Annotated in this window: 20 protein-coding genes; 14 read left to right on the plus strand and 6 right to left on the minus strand. The window is 66.2% G+C overall.

Going from position 1 to position 15733, the window contains the following annotated elements; genetic code table 11:
* Positions 1 to 600: 600 nt before the first annotated feature.
* Positions 601 to 1059, minus strand: a complete 459-nt coding sequence (locus ACIBQX_RS11045) for a hypothetical protein (RefSeq protein WP_397003014.1) — start codon at positions 1057 to 1059, stop codon at positions 601 to 603.
* A gap of 108 nt (positions 1060 to 1167) precedes the next feature.
* The gene (locus tag ACIBQX_RS11050; RefSeq protein ID WP_397003015.1) at positions 1168 to 1374 is read right to left on the minus strand and encodes a hypothetical protein; all 207 of its coding nucleotides are present in this window, start codon (positions 1372 to 1374) and stop codon (positions 1168 to 1170) included.
* Positions 1375 to 2923: 1549 nt separating this feature from the next.
* On the opposite strand from ACIBQX_RS11050, the gene ACIBQX_RS11055 reads away from it, so the two are divergent.
* The 3 genes from ACIBQX_RS11055 to ACIBQX_RS11065 all read left to right on the plus strand — a co-directional run bounded on the left by ACIBQX_RS11055 (position 2924) and on the right by ACIBQX_RS11065 (position 3777).
* Positions 2924 to 3238: a hypothetical protein gene (locus ACIBQX_RS11055; protein WP_397003017.1), complete on the plus strand. Its 315-nt coding sequence runs from the start codon at positions 2924 to 2926 to the stop codon at positions 3236 to 3238.
* A gap of 174 nt (positions 3239 to 3412) precedes the next feature.
* The gene (locus ACIBQX_RS11060; protein ID WP_397003019.1) at positions 3413 to 3568 is read left to right on the plus strand and encodes a hypothetical protein; all 156 of its coding nucleotides are present in this window, start codon (positions 3413 to 3415) and stop codon (positions 3566 to 3568) included.
* Entirely contained in the window at positions 3565 to 3777 is a 213-nt protein-coding gene (locus ACIBQX_RS11065) for a hypothetical protein (protein WP_397003020.1), read from the plus strand. Before ACIBQX_RS11060 ends, ACIBQX_RS11065 begins: the two co-directional genes overlap by 4 nt.
* Before the next feature lie 141 nt (positions 3778 to 3918).
* Here the strand turns inward: ACIBQX_RS11065 and ACIBQX_RS11070 are convergent, their stop codons facing one another.
* Together ACIBQX_RS11070 and ACIBQX_RS11075 are read right to left on the minus strand one after the other, a co-directional pair.
* Entirely contained in the window at positions 3919 to 4053 is a 135-nt protein-coding gene (locus ACIBQX_RS11070; RefSeq protein WP_397003022.1) for a hypothetical protein, read from the minus strand.
* 409 nt (positions 4054 to 4462) lie between these two features.
* A complete protein-coding gene (locus ACIBQX_RS11075) occupies positions 4463 to 4786 on the minus strand; it encodes a hypothetical protein (protein WP_397003024.1) in 324 nt (107 codons plus the stop codon).
* Between the two features lie 93 nt (positions 4787 to 4879).
* Between ACIBQX_RS11075 and ACIBQX_RS11080 the strand changes: the two genes are divergently transcribed.
* A complete protein-coding gene (locus tag ACIBQX_RS11080; RefSeq protein WP_397003026.1) occupies positions 4880 to 5863 on the plus strand; it encodes a tyrosine-type recombinase/integrase in 984 nt (327 codons plus the stop codon).
* Between the two features lie 174 nt (positions 5864 to 6037).
* A complete protein-coding gene (locus ACIBQX_RS11085) occupies positions 6038 to 6724 on the plus strand; it encodes a thermonuclease family protein (protein ID WP_397003028.1) in 687 nt (228 codons plus the stop codon).
* A 120-nt stretch (positions 6725 to 6844) separates the two neighbouring features.
* On the opposite strand, the gene ACIBQX_RS11090 is transcribed toward ACIBQX_RS11085, so the two are convergent.
* Positions 6845 to 7192, minus strand: coding sequence for a hypothetical protein (locus ACIBQX_RS11090; protein WP_397003030.1), 348 nt, complete (start codon positions 7190 to 7192; stop codon positions 6845 to 6847).
* A 518-nt stretch (positions 7193 to 7710) separates the two neighbouring features.
* On the opposite strand from ACIBQX_RS11090, the gene ACIBQX_RS11095 reads away from it, so the two are divergent.
* A complete protein-coding gene (locus tag ACIBQX_RS11095) occupies positions 7711 to 8559 on the plus strand; it encodes a helix-turn-helix domain-containing protein (RefSeq protein ID WP_397003032.1) in 849 nt (282 codons plus the stop codon).
* A 152-nt stretch (positions 8560 to 8711) separates the two neighbouring features.
* The gene (locus ACIBQX_RS11100; protein ID WP_397003034.1) at positions 8712 to 9074 is read left to right on the plus strand and encodes a hypothetical protein; all 363 of its coding nucleotides are present in this window, start codon (positions 8712 to 8714) and stop codon (positions 9072 to 9074) included.
* A gap of 8 nt (positions 9075 to 9082) precedes the next feature.
* On the opposite strand, the gene ACIBQX_RS11105 is transcribed toward ACIBQX_RS11100, so the two are convergent.
* Positions 9083 to 9334, minus strand: a complete 252-nt coding sequence (locus ACIBQX_RS11105) for a GntR family transcriptional regulator (RefSeq protein ID WP_397003036.1) — start codon at positions 9332 to 9334, stop codon at positions 9083 to 9085.
* Between the two features lie 197 nt (positions 9335 to 9531).
* Between ACIBQX_RS11105 and ACIBQX_RS11110 the strand changes: the two genes are divergently transcribed.
* The 7 genes from ACIBQX_RS11110 (at position 9532) to ACIBQX_RS11140 (ending at position 15547) form a co-directional block, all read left to right on the plus strand.
* Entirely contained in the window at positions 9532 to 9768 is a 237-nt protein-coding gene (locus ACIBQX_RS11110; protein ID WP_397003038.1) for a hypothetical protein, read from the plus strand.
* A 514-nt stretch (positions 9769 to 10282) separates the two neighbouring features.
* Complete coding sequence (locus ACIBQX_RS11115; protein WP_397003040.1) at positions 10283 to 10579, plus strand: hypothetical protein; 297 nt, start codon at positions 10283 to 10285, stop codon at positions 10577 to 10579.
* Between the two features lie 213 nt (positions 10580 to 10792).
* The gene (locus tag ACIBQX_RS11120) at positions 10793 to 11020 is read left to right on the plus strand and encodes a hypothetical protein (protein WP_397003042.1); all 228 of its coding nucleotides are present in this window, start codon (positions 10793 to 10795) and stop codon (positions 11018 to 11020) included.
* Positions 11021 to 11106: 86 nt separating this feature from the next.
* Positions 11107 to 12672, plus strand: coding sequence for a hypothetical protein (locus ACIBQX_RS11125; RefSeq protein WP_397003044.1), 1566 nt, complete (start codon positions 11107 to 11109; stop codon positions 12670 to 12672).
* Positions 12673 to 12696: 24 nt separating this feature from the next.
* On the plus strand, positions 12697 to 12876 hold the full coding sequence (locus ACIBQX_RS11130; RefSeq protein ID WP_397003046.1) for a hypothetical protein: 180 nt from the start codon (positions 12697 to 12699) through the stop codon (positions 12874 to 12876).
* A gap of 5 nt (positions 12877 to 12881) precedes the next feature.
* Positions 12882 to 13550: a hypothetical protein gene (locus ACIBQX_RS11135; protein WP_397003048.1), complete on the plus strand. Its 669-nt coding sequence runs from the start codon at positions 12882 to 12884 to the stop codon at positions 13548 to 13550.
* A 359-nt stretch (positions 13551 to 13909) separates the two neighbouring features.
* The gene (locus ACIBQX_RS11140) at positions 13910 to 15547 is read left to right on the plus strand and encodes a hypothetical protein (RefSeq protein ID WP_397003050.1); all 1638 of its coding nucleotides are present in this window, start codon (positions 13910 to 13912) and stop codon (positions 15545 to 15547) included.
* The last annotated feature ends 186 nt before the right edge of the window (positions 15548 to 15733 follow it).

Below are 15733 nucleotides of genomic sequence, written 5' to 3' on the forward strand. Positions count from 1 at the left end.
AGGCCCGGCCCGATCGCATCCCGCCGGCAGAGCGGAGTACGACGCCGACCGGGCAGACTCCTCGCCCTGACGTGCCCGACCGGACGGTATCCGCTCGCCCGCCGCACAGCCAGGCCCGCGACCGCGACTTCCGCCCTGAGAGCTGACGCCAGGCCATGGCGGCCTCTCTGACCAGGGACGATATGAGACCCTCTCGGCGAGGCCCGCCACTGGCTCATGAAACGTACATCGCTACGCACCTGGCCGCCGCAGGCGGGGCAGGAGCTTGGGACCACCGCTCGGGCTCCTCGCGCGGCGACCGCAACGCCCCCGCCCCTGCGCCCGGACGTCCTGACCCACCTGATCAAGCACCCCGACCTCGCCCTCACCGCCAACGAGATCGCCAAGGTCCTCAACCGTTCCTCCGGAGCGGTCGCCAACGCCCTGGACACCCTCGCGAGCAACGGCGAGGCCGAGCTCGTCAGCGAGCGCCCCACCCACTTCCGCATGGCAAGGCCCAGGCCTGACACCCCGCCTCATCGGGCCCGGCCGATCGCCCGGGCCCCTGCCATGAAGCCCAGCGCCCCTCGATGGGCATGTACCGTGCCCCCACCCTCCGGCTCAGGGCGTCTTGTACTCCGCCGCCTTGCCGCAGTAGCTGGTCCCGATGGGCGAGTTGGGGAACCGGCACACCTGGACGACCACGCGATCGATCGCGGTGACGCCGTTCGGGTCGGACAGTCCGAAGTCGAGCTCTACGGTGCCGTCGTCCGCCCGGAGCGTCTCGGAGTCGACGATGGTGTCGCCGTTGTAGGCCGTGAAGGTGGCCCTCGAATGCATCTGGTCCGGAGCGCACGGTGAGATGTCGGGGTCATCGGCCAAAGTGCCCTTGACCTGCACGATCGGCTTGATGACGGGCCCTTCCAGCCAGTCGAGCGTTCCCTCCGTGACGCCGCGGCCGCACTGGTCCCCGGAGCCGGCGGAGAACTCCACCGACGCCTGCGCCGCCATGGCGGGCTGCGTCCCCAGCAGACCTACGGCGACGACGGCGCCCAGCGCCGGCCAAGTACGTAAGCGCATGGCATCGACCTTCCCGTGGGGGTGATCCGGCCACACCATCGTGAGCCACAGCGTTGCCATGCGCCAGCCCGCACCGCCCGTCCAGGCCCGCAGCAGCGTTGGCGTCCGTCATGCGGTCAAGGTGTCGCAACGCTGGATCAGGCTGATCATCGCTCGGCAGAAGCCGAGGCGCTGCTGCTGGCTCCAGTCGTCGGTCAGCCGGTCCAGGACCTGCTGCTGCCCGTCCGTACGGGCCGAAAGCGACACAAGACGGTGAAGCCCCGGCGGTCGCTCAAGCTTCCTCGGCTCTGCGCGGAGGCGCCGCGTGAACTGCACGAGGAACAGGACGACACTTCCGGGCCGGTCTTCCGGGCTCAGAGTGGCAACACTTCCGGGCTGGCCTTCCGGGCTCAGAGCGACAACGCGCACAACCTGCGGCGGGACTCCCGTAAGATCCTCGACCGCGCCGGGCTCGTCGGCAAGGAATGGTCACCGCGCGGGATGCGACAGCCTGACGCTCGCGTGACCTTACAGCCACAAGATCGCTGAGTAACAAGAGAAATCTCTGACGGCGGGGCGGCATTCCCATTCGACTGCGGTCGTCCAGGCCGACGGAATCGGGGTAGGGGCCGGGACGCCGGTTGCGGACTGCAATGTAAATAAAAAGCCGTGCATTGCGGCGTTTCGGCGCCAGTCGATATGTAGCCATGTTCATGGTGAACGGCCGCATCCTCCGCCCGCATGTGGGGGCACAGGATGCAGCCGTTCAACTGGCGGTGTCAGCCGGCGCGGTACCGGCTAGCAGAGCCACCTTCGCGCTGACTCCACGTTACCGGCCGTTGTCCTGGCCAGTGTGTAGTAGTTTCCGGCGCCGGTCGTGCTGCAGTAGGCGTACGAGGTGACCGGGCTGGTACCCCGGGGACAGCAGCCTGCCCTTACGTCGAATCCAGGCACGTCGATCCAGATCTCCACCGTGACCGCTTGGTTGCCGCATCCGCCGATTCCGGAGATCACGTCTCCGTTCCGGCTCGGAGGATAGGCGTACGGCTGGTACCCGTTGCAATCAGCCGCAGCCGAGGCGGTAGATGCTCCCGGCGCTGCCGGGGCTGCCGACACCGCCGAGGCCCATGACATGAAGAGCCCTAGTGCCACCGTGAGAATCATGATAATTCGCCGGAAACTCATCCTTTTCTCCCATCTACGAGCCACCGATGATTGAGTGATGCTGGTGGTTTCACGTCGAGGCTGCACATGCCTTCGAATGTCAATTTCGATTGCGCCGGCGGCCCTTCCCGTACGATTCTGGCGAGCTGCCGGATCGGCGGCTATCCCTTATCCACCGATATATTTCCTAGCCTGCAATGCAGTTGATGTGCTTTCCTGCAAATTAGCATAGTAAGATCTTGGACAATAGATTTTAGGGAGCCAAAAAGCGCTGCATTCCTGCCAATCGACGCCTCGATGAGGATGCCGCGGCCCATCCGGTCATCATCCCCGGGCGATCGTGGTCGCCCAGGGGAAGGTTCATCTCACGGAACTCCCGGTCCTCCTGCAGCTTCTTGGGCTTCGATCTCCAACCCGTCCACGGCGGATCGAGCTGGGAGAAGCGCCGTATCGAGCGGATGCGGAGCTTCCTCGTCGCACTGTGGCCACCGAATGGCACACCGTACGGATGTACGTGTCTTCCGCCTCAATCGGGGCCGATCACCACCGAGAAGCCAACGGTTTACGGGGCCGACGTTCCTGCTGCATCAAGCCTCTGACCTCCGGGTACGATGCTCGCCTCCCCCGCCATGGAAGATCATCCCGTGTATATCCGGCGAGGCAGGGCCAGCCGTGATCACCCAGGAACCTGCGGATCTAAGATCCGGGAGACTGTGTAGACATGAGCAAGATCGAGCGCCCTCTCGTACGTGAAATGTTTCCCGATCTACTCGCAGATCTCATCGCGTGTCTGAGGGAGGAAGGTGAGGAGGATCTCGCGATCTCCGCCTGGGACATCCGGTTCTATGAGAAGTGCGGATGCAGTGATGATTTCTGCCAGAGCTTCTATACGGCCGAGCGGCCCGACGGAGCGTACGGTCCGGGGCACAGATGTGTGCCGCTGCTTCCAGCGAGAGGCGATCTGATCCTTGACGTCGTTGAGGGACGGATCATGTTCGTGGAGGTCTTGCACTACCCGAAGCTCCCGGCGAACTGAAGCCATTGGCTTGGGACCTGCATCGCTTACGACCCGATGAGGCGCTGAACTGGGCAGAGACCCGGTCGGGAGTGACCGTGGTTGACCGCTCGTCACCCCCTTGGTGGCCTGCTAATGGCCCGACCGACCAACGCTTGACTCTCCCGTCTCCAGTGTTCCGTGGTACTCGGCAGGGTGGGCCTCGAGATCGACGGCGCGTTCTACCGCATCAGCAAACCCGGCTTCGAGATGCTGATTCCTCACTGGGAAGGGTGCGCCCCTGAAACAGCTGATGAAGCAGACGCGACCATCACGCTGTCCGACGGCACTCGCCGGTCGCTACGGTCATGACGCTCGGTGTCGTCAGCAACACCATGGATCGCTGGCGGGACACAGGCGAGTGCCTCAGCGGCCAGTACTTCTGGTGTTCCGATCTGATCGTCATCCGTGAACCCGGCTTCGACCCGAAGATCACCGCAGTGCAGGAAGTGATCGCATCTGGAGAAATCGACGACGCATGTGGCGTCCTTCCGCCGCTCGATGAGGACGTGGATCAGTAGGTAAGTGGCTAACCAGGGATCCAGCAGTTGTACAGCAGTTCGTCGTTCTCCCTGGCCCGACGTGCCGTCGCAATCAAGGGTAGGCGCCCGCTATCCGGTGAGCCGGTGCTGAGGAATGAGGTACCGGATCGTCGATCGCTTTCAGCCACCACCGGAGGCCAGCTCATACGTGGCGGTCGTAGGGCTGCATTCGTGTGGCGGCGTGACGCTGGGGTTGGCGAGCTCGCTCGGGGTGGCGAGCGCCACGGTCGGCGTGACGGTCCGTGCTGCTGCCACGTCATGCTCCGAGGCACCTGCGGTGACGTTCACGCCGGTTGCGAATCGGTGCCCCAGAGCAACGGCAGGGGTGGGATTCTTCGCTGAAGGCCGGATGACCACGCATCCCAAACGAGCAACCTGCTTACCCTGGGGCGCAAGCATCGGGCGAAGCCCGACACAGGAGGAACGTCCGAGCGCCAGCGAGGCCCACGCTTACAGGGCGGGCATCAGACGGCCCACCGAAGCCCTGGGTAACGGGTGGGTGGCTCTGGCACTTTCAGGTGGGCGGTACTGGTTTCGAACCAGTGACCCCTCGCTTGTAAGGCCCATGGGGGTCTAGCGCTGTGCTGTCCTGTACTTGACCAGGTCTATTGGATATGACCGCAAGCGACTTTCCCAAAAGCGAGAGGGCACTAAACGATCACTCTTACTCTTGGACCAGACGAGGGCGTCGTGCGTCGCGCTGGCCGCGGTCGTACCCGTCGATCCCGCCCTCGAACCAGGCGTGCACCGCTAGGTCCAGCATCGCCTTGTCCGCCGGCATGCCGTTCTTGATGCGCTCAACGGCCTTCCACAGCAGCAGGCGAAGGATGGGGTTGTCGGAGTCGGGCCACGGCGGCGCAGGCGCAATCTCTTCCCGCGGACTCGGCCAGTCGCCTCGCTGCCTGTCCTGCTCATCGAGTACGGCCATCAGCGGCCGAGCGATGCTGTCGGGAACGCGCGGCGGATCGAAGTCCTCAATCTCATCCATGGCCCCCATTGTCGAGGCTGACTGGTCGCCATGTCCTGCCCGTTCCGACAGATGAACCCCTGCCGCTTGGCTGACCCCCGATAGCATCGCCTTATGCGGAGCCAGAACGAGATCGCCCGTACATCCCATGACCTGACCACCACACAAGAACGCGTCGAAGCCATGGATCAGGCGGCAAAGGACTACCTGCTCAAAACCGCCAACAAGAACACAAGCAAGGCATACCAGGATGACTGGAACACCTGGCTCCGCTACTGCTCAAAAGTCCGCATACCACCTCAAGAAGTGACCTCCGGAACATATAGCGGCTTCGTCGCATGGATGCTCGGACAAGGCAAAGCGACGAAAACCATCCAACGCCGCCTCACCGGAGTGCGCGTCGCCATGAAGGACGCAGGAACCCCCATACCGGCCGACGTCATCGAGGCGGCAGCCAAGACTCTCGACCGAGCGCTCAAACAGCTCGCCGAAGCCGGCCACCTACGCGAACCAGCCAAGGCGAAAGCGTTCACCGTCGAAGAACTCCGCGCCATGTCCCTCGCCTGTCCCGACACTCCGGCCGGCATCCGCGACCGTGCCCTGCTCGTCGTCGGCTTCGCCATCGGCGCCCGCCGCCACGAGCTCGCCGGACTGCACGTGCGCAACATGGTCGATGCCGCCGAAGGACTGGAGGTGCTGGTGCGAGTCAGCAAGACCGGCTACCGCGACGTTGCCGTCCCCTACGGTCAGCACCTGTCCACCTGCCCCGTCCGCGCTTGGCAGGCGTGGCTCGGCAGCTCGGGTATCGGCGACGGCCCCGCCTTCCGGCGCATCGACCGGCATGGGCGCATCCTCGGCAGCCTGTCCCCCGAGGGGGTCGGCGACATCGTCACCCGCGCCGCGGAGCGCGCCAACCTCGGCCACCGCACCGCACACGGCCTGCGTTCCGGCATGGCCACCGAAGCGCGTCGTGGTCAGCACGACGCGGTCACCATCGCCGCACAGGGCGGATGGACGCCGCACAGCCGCGAGATGCTCGGCTACATGCAGATCGTCGACCGATGGACCGACAACCCTCTGCGCGGCATCGGCATGTAGACCTACCCTCCGACTCCCTCAGCGAGGGCAGATTCTGCCCTCTTCGGTAGAGATCATCGCTACCTCTAGGTAGAGCCCTGTCCCCCGCGCACAAGAACGTTCCAAGAGGTGCACACCCAGCGGGCAGGATGCGCGTCTAACACCCCGTCCGCTTCCTCTCCCCCTGGAGATTGCATGCGTCTCATCGCACGCGCTGCCGCCGCTGTCGTCGCTGCGGCGGTCCTGCCCGCTCTCGCATTACCGGCCGGCGCCGCAGCGAAGCCGAAACTGCCGAAGGGCACGATCACCGCGAGCGTCGTGAAGGTGGTGGACGGGGACACGCTCGACGTCCGCCGCGCCGGCAAGACGCTGCGGGTCCGGCTGCTGGAGGTCGACACCCCCGAGCGGGGCCAGTGCTGGTTCTCCGCCGCTACCGCCCGCACCAAGGCCCTCCTGCCGGTCGGCAAGGCCGTCTACCTTCTGCGCGACAAGGACCCGAAGGACCGCTACGGCAGGTGGCTGTACTACGCGTTCAACGCGAAGGGCGTGCACGTCAACCGCAACCTCGTCCGGTACGGGTACGGCAAGGCCGTCCTCTACGCGCCGAACGACCGCTACATCAGCGTGATGCGCGCCGAGCAGGCCAAAGCGAAGAAGGACAGGCTGCGCATCTGGTCCGGCCGGTGCGACAAGCCGGGCGGCACCACCCCGACACCCACCCCCACGCCGACGAACACCACCAAGCCGTCCGGCGTCGACCCCCGCTACCGGACGTGCGGCGACGCGAACGCGGCAGGGTACGGCCCTTACCGCCGCGGGGTTGACGCGGAGTACGCCTGGTATCAGGACCGCGACGGCGACGGAGTCGTCTGCGAGCGCTAAGCATCGCCCAGCAACGGCAGCGGCCCCCGGACTATCAAGCCGGGGGCTTCGCTGTTGCTGCGGCAGCAGGCAGCAGAACGGCCCCGCCTCCCACAAGGGGGCGGGGCCGCGGTGTTCAAGTCAGGCGTCTGCTAGTTCCACCCGACGAGTGGACGGCTGCTCCTCTTGCGTCAGCTCGTAGCGCGGGAACCCTTGGGTGCCGCATTCTGCGGCGTGAAGGGCGCACTGAACGTTGGCTAGGAACAGCTTGATTGCATCCACTTGCGTGGCCGCTTCGATCCCCATCAGGAAGTGGATGCGGCGCTCAACGAGACTGGCGGTCAGGTCCGGCTCTACGATGCCCACTTCGAGGCCCTGAAGCTTAACCAGCTCGTCAAAGACGCGGTCGGTGAAGGCGTCGAACGCGTCGTCGCTGTCGTCTTGGTCGGTGCAGACGAATCCGGCATCCATGCGCAGGTAGTGGGTCATACACTGCTCCTCACCAGCAAGTCACCCTGTTCAACTGGCCCAGTAGGTTCTTCAGACAGTTCGGGTCGGACGGTGTGCTCGGCATCGTCTTCTTGCACTTCAGTGGGCACGGGCAGTACATCTTGTAGTGCCCATTCCCCCCGAGCTCGACCCTCCAACCCTTCTGTTCGGCCTCCCTGAGGACCGCCTCGAACTCTTTCGTCTTGTGTCGCGGTCTGACCACCTTTGTCCCACCTGTCGACGACTTGAGTCTACGCACCGGCCTCGTCCCCGAACAGACCGCCCTGCCGTAGGTTGGCACAACGCATGACGCCCGGACAGCGGTTTGGGATGACGCGTCGGCAAAACCGGAGCCCTTGGAACGGCAGCGGCCCCCGGAAGATCCAAGCCGGGGGGCCTTTGCGTTGTCGCCATGACGGATAGGCGAGTTTCTTAAAACTCTTCGAGAAACATCCTGACTGGAGTCATCCCCCGGCGTAGCGTCGGGCACACAGATGCCCCGAAGCTGGGAGGTCCGCATGGCCAGCACAGAAAAGATCAACGAAGCACGAAGGGCGCTCGCCGATCGGCTCAAGGAGCTCCGTCTCCACCCCGCCCACGGCAACCCCATGACCGGCGACCAGCTCGCCGACGCCATGGGATGGCCTGGCCGCAAAGCCCGCATCAGCAAAATCGAGAACGCGACGCAGCCCCCCACCATCGACGACATCAAAGCGTGGGCAACCGCATGCGGCGCCGACCATGAGATCCCCGACCTGATAGCGCAGGTGCGCACCATCGACAGCATGTACACGGAATGGCGGCGCCTGGAGCAGCGAGGGCTCTTCGAGGTCCAGGAGGCGTTTATCAGCCTCTACGAGCGCACCACCCAGCTCAGGGTGTGGCAGCACTCCGCCGTCCCCGGCCTGCTCCAGACGGAGGCGTACGCCCGCGCCCACCTGGCGACCATCATCGCGTTCCGCGGCATCCCGGACGACCTGGATCGCGCCGTGGCGGCCCGCATGTCGCAGCAGGACAGCATCGGCGGCGTCCGCCGGTTCGTGTTCCTGCTCGGCGAGCAGGCACTCCACACGCCGATGCTGGATGCGGGCGGAATGCGTGAGCAGCGGGAGCGGCTGGCCGGCTACACCCACGACCACCCGAACGTGTCCCTGGGGATCCTGCCCCGAGACGTCCGCCCGCCGGTGATGCCGCCGGAGAACTTCTGGCTGTACGACACCGCCGAGGTCAGGGTGGATGGGGTAGCGGCGCAGTTCCGGATCAAGAAGCCGGACGACATCGCCGTCTACGAGAAAGCGTTCACCGCCCTGTCCGAGGTGTGCGTGTATGGGGAGGCAGCCAGGAGGCTAATCGAAGCCAACGACTGATCTTTAAGAAACTTATCGAAACTTCGTTGAGCTGCCACGACACAGCTCTCTAACGTCAGCGGCGAACACCTTCGCAGGCCAGGCACTCGGGGACCGCGCCACCCGCCTGGCCCGACGCGACCTCCACCCACGTCGCCCGTGAGGAAATCGCCGTGTCCAACGACGCCTCAACCCAGGCCGCCCTCGACCTCCACAGTGCCGTCGCGAGAGCCGCAGTAGCTGCCCGCGCTGCCGCCGCCCGCGAACCGTTCGAACTCCGCCAACTGGCCGTACTGCAGGACACCTACCCCGGCTGGGACATCAGCCGCGTCCGAGACGATTCCGGCCGGCAGCGGTGGCTCGCCGTGTACGGCGGTCCACTCACGGAAGAGATGCGCGCCGCCAACGCGGCAGCCACAATCCTGGAGTCGGATGCTGTCACCCTCGCGGCCACCCTCGCGTGGCAGTCGGCCCTCGTCGGCGCTGTGACCGCGACACATCAGCCCTTCGGCCAGTCCTTCGGCGGGGAGACGTAGCTGCCGCGCTACTCCTCGGCCGCCTGAAGTTTCTCGGCGGCGCCCGCCAGCACGTAGCTTCCGGTGCCCCGCTCCGTCTCCACCAGGCCGGCCTCGCGCAAGGCGCGGTGCACCTTCTGGGCGACCGTGTTCGACATGTCCCACCCGGTCATGAGTTCGTGCACCGTGGGCACCCGGTCGCCAGGGGCCAGCTCACCGGTGCGGATCTGGTCGCAGATCGCCGCGAACGCCTGGCGCCACTTCGACCGACTCGGATGCATGCGATCAAGATTCGTGCGCCATACCAGGGTGGACATAGCAACACGTAGACGCCCCGTAATACACGTGGATATGGTTTAAGACACCTTGACGTGGCAGACTCGATGGCCAGACATGAGTCGGGCCCGGCAAGCGCGCGAACGCTAGACCGGGCCCTGATCGCACACTGGAGGTGCGACATATGGACCAGCCTAACCCGATGCCCCAGATCCCAGAGTTCAACGTCTGGGAAGACGGCGAAGGCTTCCACGCCACCTGGGCCAAACCGCTCGGCGCCGACGAAGCGCACGCGCGCATCCCAGAGCAGGCTGATTCCCGGCACGTCGACCAGCTTGAGGCCGAGTGCGCCTGGCTGCGCATCCGCCGGGATCTCGCGACCCAGTCCACCTGGCGGCGCACAGTGGATATCCCGTTCAGGACGGGCGACCCGACGTGAGCGCCGACCCCGACGGCTGGGCAGCGAAGAGAACCGGCTCAACCGCGTGCGACGCAGGCAGAAGCCACAGCACCGAACTCCCAGGCCGGAGGTAGAGGTGTCCGGGTACGGCATCGGGTTCACAGGCCGGCCCGGCGTGGGCATGGCGGAGCTTGGCACGCTACAGCGGCACGCAGTGCCTGTTCCTTGGCCGCCAGGTGCACCCTACGGTGACGCGGTGTGCGGCCGGCGCGTCGTCCTCAACTGGATCTGGGGGCAGCCGATGACGTACTCCCTCAAGGACGGCTCCCTGTGCGCGGAGTGCGTACAGCGCCTCACCTAGACAGCCCGGCCCCCGCTTTCTGCTGCGGATTGCGGGAGCCGGGCGATCAACCCGGTCCTAGCGCGGACACCGGGACGCTGGCGGCCCTGCCCTTCCGGCCGGAGGGGACGGAGGGCAGGGCTGCCGCAAACAAATAGGAGGGAATCCGTGAACGACTGGCCGCAAAATTCCCCACGTCCTACCGTCGGGGACATGAGCACCACTGACCGTGACCACTTCACTGCGATCACCACCCCCCGCGGGAGTGTCGTGAGCATCCCGTTCCTCACCGCCGAGCAGGCCGCCGACGTCGCCGACCAGTTCGAGCCGCCCGCCGAACCAGTCGCGCCGATCGAGGCCGGCGAGGAAACCCAGCAGTGCAGCAAGTGCAGCGGGGCCGGCGGCTGGAACGAAGAGGTCCGGACGAAGACCGGCAAGGGCGGCGAGGTCGTCACGCAGAAGTGGGTGAACTGCAGGCCCTGCGGCGGCACCGGGCGAGTCTCGAAGTAGGGCAAGACGCGAGCTGGCCCCCGCCTACGAATCCCGGGCGGGGGCCTTCGCGCCTGGCAAGGCGAGGGCTCCCGTGACAGCCTTGCCAGGCACACGAAAAGGCCCTGCCGCCCGTCGTGGGCGGCAGGGCCTTCGTCCTATCTCCGGAAGGTTACACATGTCCGTTTCTGCAAGTAGCTTGCAAAGCATTGGTGCGACTGCTACACCTAAGAAGTGACCGACGAGCGGGAGGTGAGCGACGACATGCTTGCCGCACGACTTCGTGAAACAGCCGCCCGCGTACAAGCAGGCGAACAAGCCCGCGACGAACGAGGACGACTCATCGAAGAAGCCGGCCGCCGCAACTGGCCCCGCGAAGTGATCGCCGACTTGGCCGGCGTCAGCCACCAAGCAGTGACCCAACGCATCCAGAAGAGCCGCCAGCAAGACACAACCGAATAAGCCGAACGCCCCGGAGCCAGCGTTGGCGCGCTGACCCCGGGACTTGATCTCGAAACCTCCGTGACTAGAGGACAGGTCCGAGACCCATGGCACAAAGTAATGCCGCTGACCTGCTCAGCGGTAGTCCTGTTGATCCGTTTCCCGTTTCCTCTCCCGCCGACTGGTGGGCGTGGATATGGACCCATATCTCCATCCCTCTCCCGCCCATCGAGGTGCTGTGGGGTGTCGGCGCGCTGGCCGTCCTCCTGCTCACCTTCCTGTTCGGCCGCGCCTCTCTGAAAGGTCTGCGCAGCCTCGGGCGCCTCACGAAGGCGTACCTGTCCAGCCGTTCCATCGAGGACGTGCTGACGATCGTCGCCGCCTCGATCGCGACCGGCGTCTCCGCGACCGGCATGTGGCGCTTCGCCGAAGACGTACTCCACCTGCCATTCCTCCTGCGGGTGCTGCTGTTCGCCTTCATCGAGGTCGCGATCGTCACCTCGGCGGTGCGTGCCCGCCGGAACATGCGGGAGAACTTCTCCGCCGGCGTGGACGGCATGGCCGTGTGGGCGCTCACCGTCCTCACTGCGGTCCTGTCGAGCATGGACGCCCGCTCGCTGCCGGAGGCGGTGTTCAGGCTCGCCGCCCCGCTGGTCGCAGCGTGGCTGTGGGAGCGCGGCATGGCCATCGAACGCCACCGCATCCGCGGCACCAAGGGCATCCACTGGCGGTTCACGCTGGAACGCGCCATGGTCCGCCTCGGCCTGGCGGAGGCGCGCGACCGTAGCGCCGCCGACGTGGACGCCCACCGCAGGCTCACCCGCGTCGCGCTGGCCGCCAAGCGGGCCAAGGCGCTGCGCGAAGCCGGCGCCCCCGAGCGCAAGCTGCGCGCCGCCTTCGCCAAACTCGACAAGGCCATGGACCAGGCCGTCGAGCACACCGGCCTGTCCGACGACGAGACGCGGCAATCGGCTCTGCTGGCGCGGATCGACGCGCTGAACAGCACGGCCACGCTGGCACGCCGGGACAAGGTCGCCAGGTGGGCCGACCCGACGACCCAGGAAGACCGGGAGCGGGCCGAGACGGCATTGAACGAGGTGCTGCAATTCGACACCGCCGAGGCGACCCAGCGGGCCATCGACCGGACCGCGGTGACGCTGATGGCGTTGACCGAGCGGGCGACCTCCGAGCAGGTCACCAACAAGGTCACGCCGCTGGTCACCGAGACTGTCACCCATGTGGACGTCCCCGCCCCCCGGAACGGCACCACGCTGACCCCTGCCGTGACTGCTCCGGTGACTCCCTCGTTGACCGTCGAACGAGTCAACGAAGACGTCACGTTCGACGTCACCGACGAAGCCTGGTTCGACATCGAGCGGGCGCTGACCGCGGACCCCTCGGTGACCCGGATGTTGACCCACCCGATGACCCCTGACGAGGTCACCCAAGAGGTCAACGACGCCGCCGATGAGGCTACGAAGACCAAGGTCATGCGCCTCTACTGGGAATCCGAGGTGGCGAAGAAGCGCCACCCGCGCCCGATCGATCTGGCCCGCCATGCGGGCGCCGATCGCAGCCTCGCCTCCCGCCTCCTCAACGAATGGGTTGAGGAGCTGTCTGGCTGGGACAAGCGCCGCGCCAAGGCCGCACTACGCGGCAAGGCATCCGCGTAACCATCTCAACGATTGGACAAGAGCATGGCTCTGCTTGTGATCGTCGGCGTCTTGATAGGCGCTGTTGTCACCATGATGATCTTCAAGATCACGCGCTGGTGGGAGCTCATCATCCTGGTCGGCCTGGGCTCCCTGGCCACCGTCTGTGTCTACAACGGCTATGTCGGCGAGTTCTTCGACACGCTCACGGCGTGGGCTCGGTGAGTGGCATGAGCTGGCTCATCATCGCCCTAGTCCTCGTGATCGCCATCGGCGCGGTCGAGAAGTCCGACATCAGGCCCGCCGCCCGCATCCGTGGCAGCCGCGCCTACCAGGGCGGCCGGCGGCGCGCGATCGACCTCGGCAGTGTCCTGCGCGGACGGCCTCCGCTGTACGTCAATGGCCAGCGCACCGATGTGAAGGACCTGACGGCGCAGGTCGCGGCGATGTCCGACCTGAAGCCTCCCAGGCAGCCCAAGGCGAAACGCCCCACCATCGCCTACACCCCGCCCACCGCACCTGCGCCGACGCCTGCCGCAGCCAACGGCAGCGCCTCAGCGCCGGGGTCCGCCGGCATCACCGTGGACTTCTTCCAAGGGGTTCTGATGCTGATCAACGCCCCCTACGAAGGGCCGAACGACGCCCTGCGCCAGCTCCGGAGCCTCGCCGAAGGCGGCAGGCAGTGGAACGGCGGCCTGATCGGGCTGCACCGGCGGATGTCCGATCCGGCCGACATGCGGATCGACCCGTTCGTAGCGGATCACGTGGTCCGTGCGGCGGCGCTGGGCCAGGCGATGGTACTGGAGCTGGTGGAGGCGGACACGGCGATGACCGCCCTGCTGAACATGACCCTTGCCGAGATCACCGAGCGGGGCCTCCAGGTCCCCAACACCAAGTAGGAGTGACGTTGAAGCGGGCGCAGCAGCAACCGGCCGGCTACCACGTGGTGTTCCAGCCGCAGGAGCCGCCGAAGCGCCGCGCCTGGCCTATCCGGGCGGGCCGGTGGATGCGCAGGAACCGGCTGTGGCTGATCCCGCTCGCCATCCCGTTCGGCCTGCTCGTGGCAGCTCACACGGTATACAAGGCGGGCTGGTGGTGGTGGTTCATCCCTGCGGTACTACTGGTGTCTGCCGCCGTCGTGATGGGCGCCCCGGACCGGTGGGACCGTACCGCGGAGGTGCGGTTCGCTCGCGCCACCGCCGCGGGGATCGCCGCCTGGCTGATCGCAGGCGCGCTGTGGGGCGTCTGGAACGCTCTCATGACGTACACGCTCGGCGGCCTGTGGACGATGTGGACCGTCTGCTGGTGGTGGCACAAACGCCCCCGCAAGCAAGACAAGGCCATCGCCGAGTGGGACCTGCAGTGGCAGCTCATCATCCACCGAATGCGCCCACAACAGCTCACCAACAGCCACGTCATCGAGGTGGACCTGTCGGACGAGAACGTGGACGCATTGCTCATCAAGCTCGACCGGGGGCGGCAGAACATCGGCAACCTGCGGGACGCTGGCGAGTCAATCCTGTCTGCGTGGGAGTACCCGGAGGAGACCACGTTCCGGGTGGTCAAGCACGGCAGGAACCGGAACTGGGCCTGGTTCAAAATCCAGCACGCCAACCCGCTGGCCGAACGCCGCGAGTGGGACGAGGACCTCGCCCCGTCCAGCTTCCTGGACGAATTCGTCGTGGGCTTCACCCCCGAAGGCGCTCTGATCAAGACGACGCTGCCGAAGGCGCACTGGTTCATCGTCGGCCAGACACAGTTCGGCAAGTCCACGTGGCTGTCCCTGAAACTCGCCCAGCTTGCCGCCTGCGACGACGTCCTCATCTGGGTGATCGACCTCAAGGGCGGCGGCATGGCCGCCCCGTGGAAGCCGTGCATCGACTGGCTGGCCACTACCCATGCCGAGGCCGAGCAGATGCTGGCCGCAGCCAAGCGGATCATCAATGCCCGCTCCTCCCTCACTGGCGACCACATCCCCTCCCCCGAGGACCCGGCGATCGTCATCGTCATGGACGAGTGCAACGAAGCTTTCGGGCAAGGCACAGGCACCGCCGCGCTGGTGGCTGCGGGGGTATCGGTGGCGCAACTCGGCGCGGGTATGTCGGTCGAGCTCGACGCGGCCACCCAGATCGGTGGCCTGTCGTCGATGGGCGACGAGCGGATCCGCTCCAACCTGTCCAAGTGCATGGCGTTCCGCTGCCAACAGGACGCGCACGCCGAGTACGCGCTGGAGGACTGGAAGCACCTGAGCGCCTCCAAGCTGGATCAGCCCGGCATGTTCTATTTCAAGGACCAGGCAAAACCGTCCGTACTGGGCCGCGGCTTCTGGATCTCTACGCCGCAGCGCGCCCGCCTGGCCCGCATGTACGCCGCCCGCCGCCCGGTACTGCCGGAGGCGCTCGCTCTGCACGCCGGCGAAGCGTACTCGTCTCGCCACGATCGTGGGGCTGCCGCTCGGCCGCCCTCCCCTGCCCGCGAGGAGTTTTCTGTGCCTACCCCTGCCGAGATGGCCGCCGCGATCGAGTCCGGCCTTCCCGATCCTGTCACGCACGCTCAGATGGCAAGGCTTGCCGAGGCCCGTGCCGCCGATGGCCTCCCTCCCCTGTCGGCGGAGCAGGCCTCCCGGACTGGTCAAGATCGTTTTGTGGCTGAGCTGCAGTCCGGACCCCGCTCCCCCACCCAGCTCATCGAAGCGTCAGGGATGAGCAAGTCGTGGGTGATGGCGATGCTGCCCAAGCTCGTCGAGTACGGCGCAGCTCGCCAAGCAGGACCGCGAGAGCCGTACGAGGCGGTCCCCGGGATGGACATCCAGGAGGCGCTGGCCGAGATCAGACGCGACCGGCGCAAGCTCGAAGACAAGGCCAAGACCAAGGTCAAGGATCTGGTGACGTCATGAGGTCACTCACAGTCCGTCACCAAGGTCCACGAAGATCACTCCTGTGGACTTGTGGGAGCCCATACGTGCGTAGGCGTGGGCGCGCGGGCGCGAGTGGACCTCCCGTGGACCTCGCGAAGAGGGGTTCGTGGACCATCCGTGGACCTCACGATGATCTACAGAGCGTAACCGCCGAGAGGGGATGTC

The organism is Nonomuraea sp. NPDC049714 (genome assembly GCF_044465295.1).
Taxonomy (GTDB): domain Bacteria; phylum Actinomycetota; class Actinomycetes; order Streptosporangiales; family Streptosporangiaceae; genus Nonomuraea.

Excerpts from the sequence above, each read along its gene's own strand:
- ACIBQX_RS11045 (WP_397003014.1), bottom strand. The coding sequence starts at position 1,059 with ATGCGCTTACGTACTTGGCCGGCGCTGGGCGCCGTCGTCGCCGTAGGT.
- ACIBQX_RS11055 (WP_397003017.1), top strand. The coding sequence starts at position 2,924 with ATGAGCAAGATCGAGCGCCCTCTCGTACGTGAAATGTTTCCCGATCTA.
- ACIBQX_RS11065 (WP_397003020.1), top strand. The coding sequence starts at position 3,565 with ATGACGCTCGGTGTCGTCAGCAACACCATGGATCGCTGGCGGGACACA.
- ACIBQX_RS11075 (WP_397003024.1), bottom strand. The coding sequence starts at position 4,786 with ATGGATGAGATTGAGGACTTCGATCCGCCGCGCGTTCCCGACAGCATC.
- ACIBQX_RS11080 (WP_397003026.1), top strand. The coding sequence starts at position 4,880 with ATGCGGAGCCAGAACGAGATCGCCCGTACATCCCATGACCTGACCACC.
- ACIBQX_RS11085 (WP_397003028.1), top strand. The coding sequence starts at position 6,038 with ATGCGTCTCATCGCACGCGCTGCCGCCGCTGTCGTCGCTGCGGCGGTC.
- ACIBQX_RS11090 (WP_397003030.1), bottom strand. The coding sequence starts at position 7,192 with ATGACCCACTACCTGCGCATGGATGCCGGATTCGTCTGCACCGACCAA.
- ACIBQX_RS11095 (WP_397003032.1), top strand. The coding sequence starts at position 7,711 with ATGGCCAGCACAGAAAAGATCAACGAAGCACGAAGGGCGCTCGCCGAT.
- ACIBQX_RS11105 (WP_397003036.1), bottom strand. The coding sequence starts at position 9,334 with ATGCATCCGAGTCGGTCGAAGTGGCGCCAGGCGTTCGCGGCGATCTGC.
- ACIBQX_RS11110 (WP_397003038.1), top strand. The coding sequence starts at position 9,532 with ATGCCCCAGATCCCAGAGTTCAACGTCTGGGAAGACGGCGAAGGCTTC.
- ACIBQX_RS11115 (WP_397003040.1), top strand. The coding sequence starts at position 10,283 with ATGAGCACCACTGACCGTGACCACTTCACTGCGATCACCACCCCCCGC.
- ACIBQX_RS11125 (WP_397003044.1), top strand. The coding sequence starts at position 11,107 with ATGGCACAAAGTAATGCCGCTGACCTGCTCAGCGGTAGTCCTGTTGAT.
- ACIBQX_RS11130 (WP_397003046.1), top strand. The coding sequence starts at position 12,697 with ATGGCTCTGCTTGTGATCGTCGGCGTCTTGATAGGCGCTGTTGTCACC.
- ACIBQX_RS11135 (WP_397003048.1), top strand. The coding sequence starts at position 12,882 with ATGAGCTGGCTCATCATCGCCCTAGTCCTCGTGATCGCCATCGGCGCG.
- ACIBQX_RS11140 (WP_397003050.1), top strand. The coding sequence starts at position 13,910 with ATGACGTACACGCTCGGCGGCCTGTGGACGATGTGGACCGTCTGCTGG.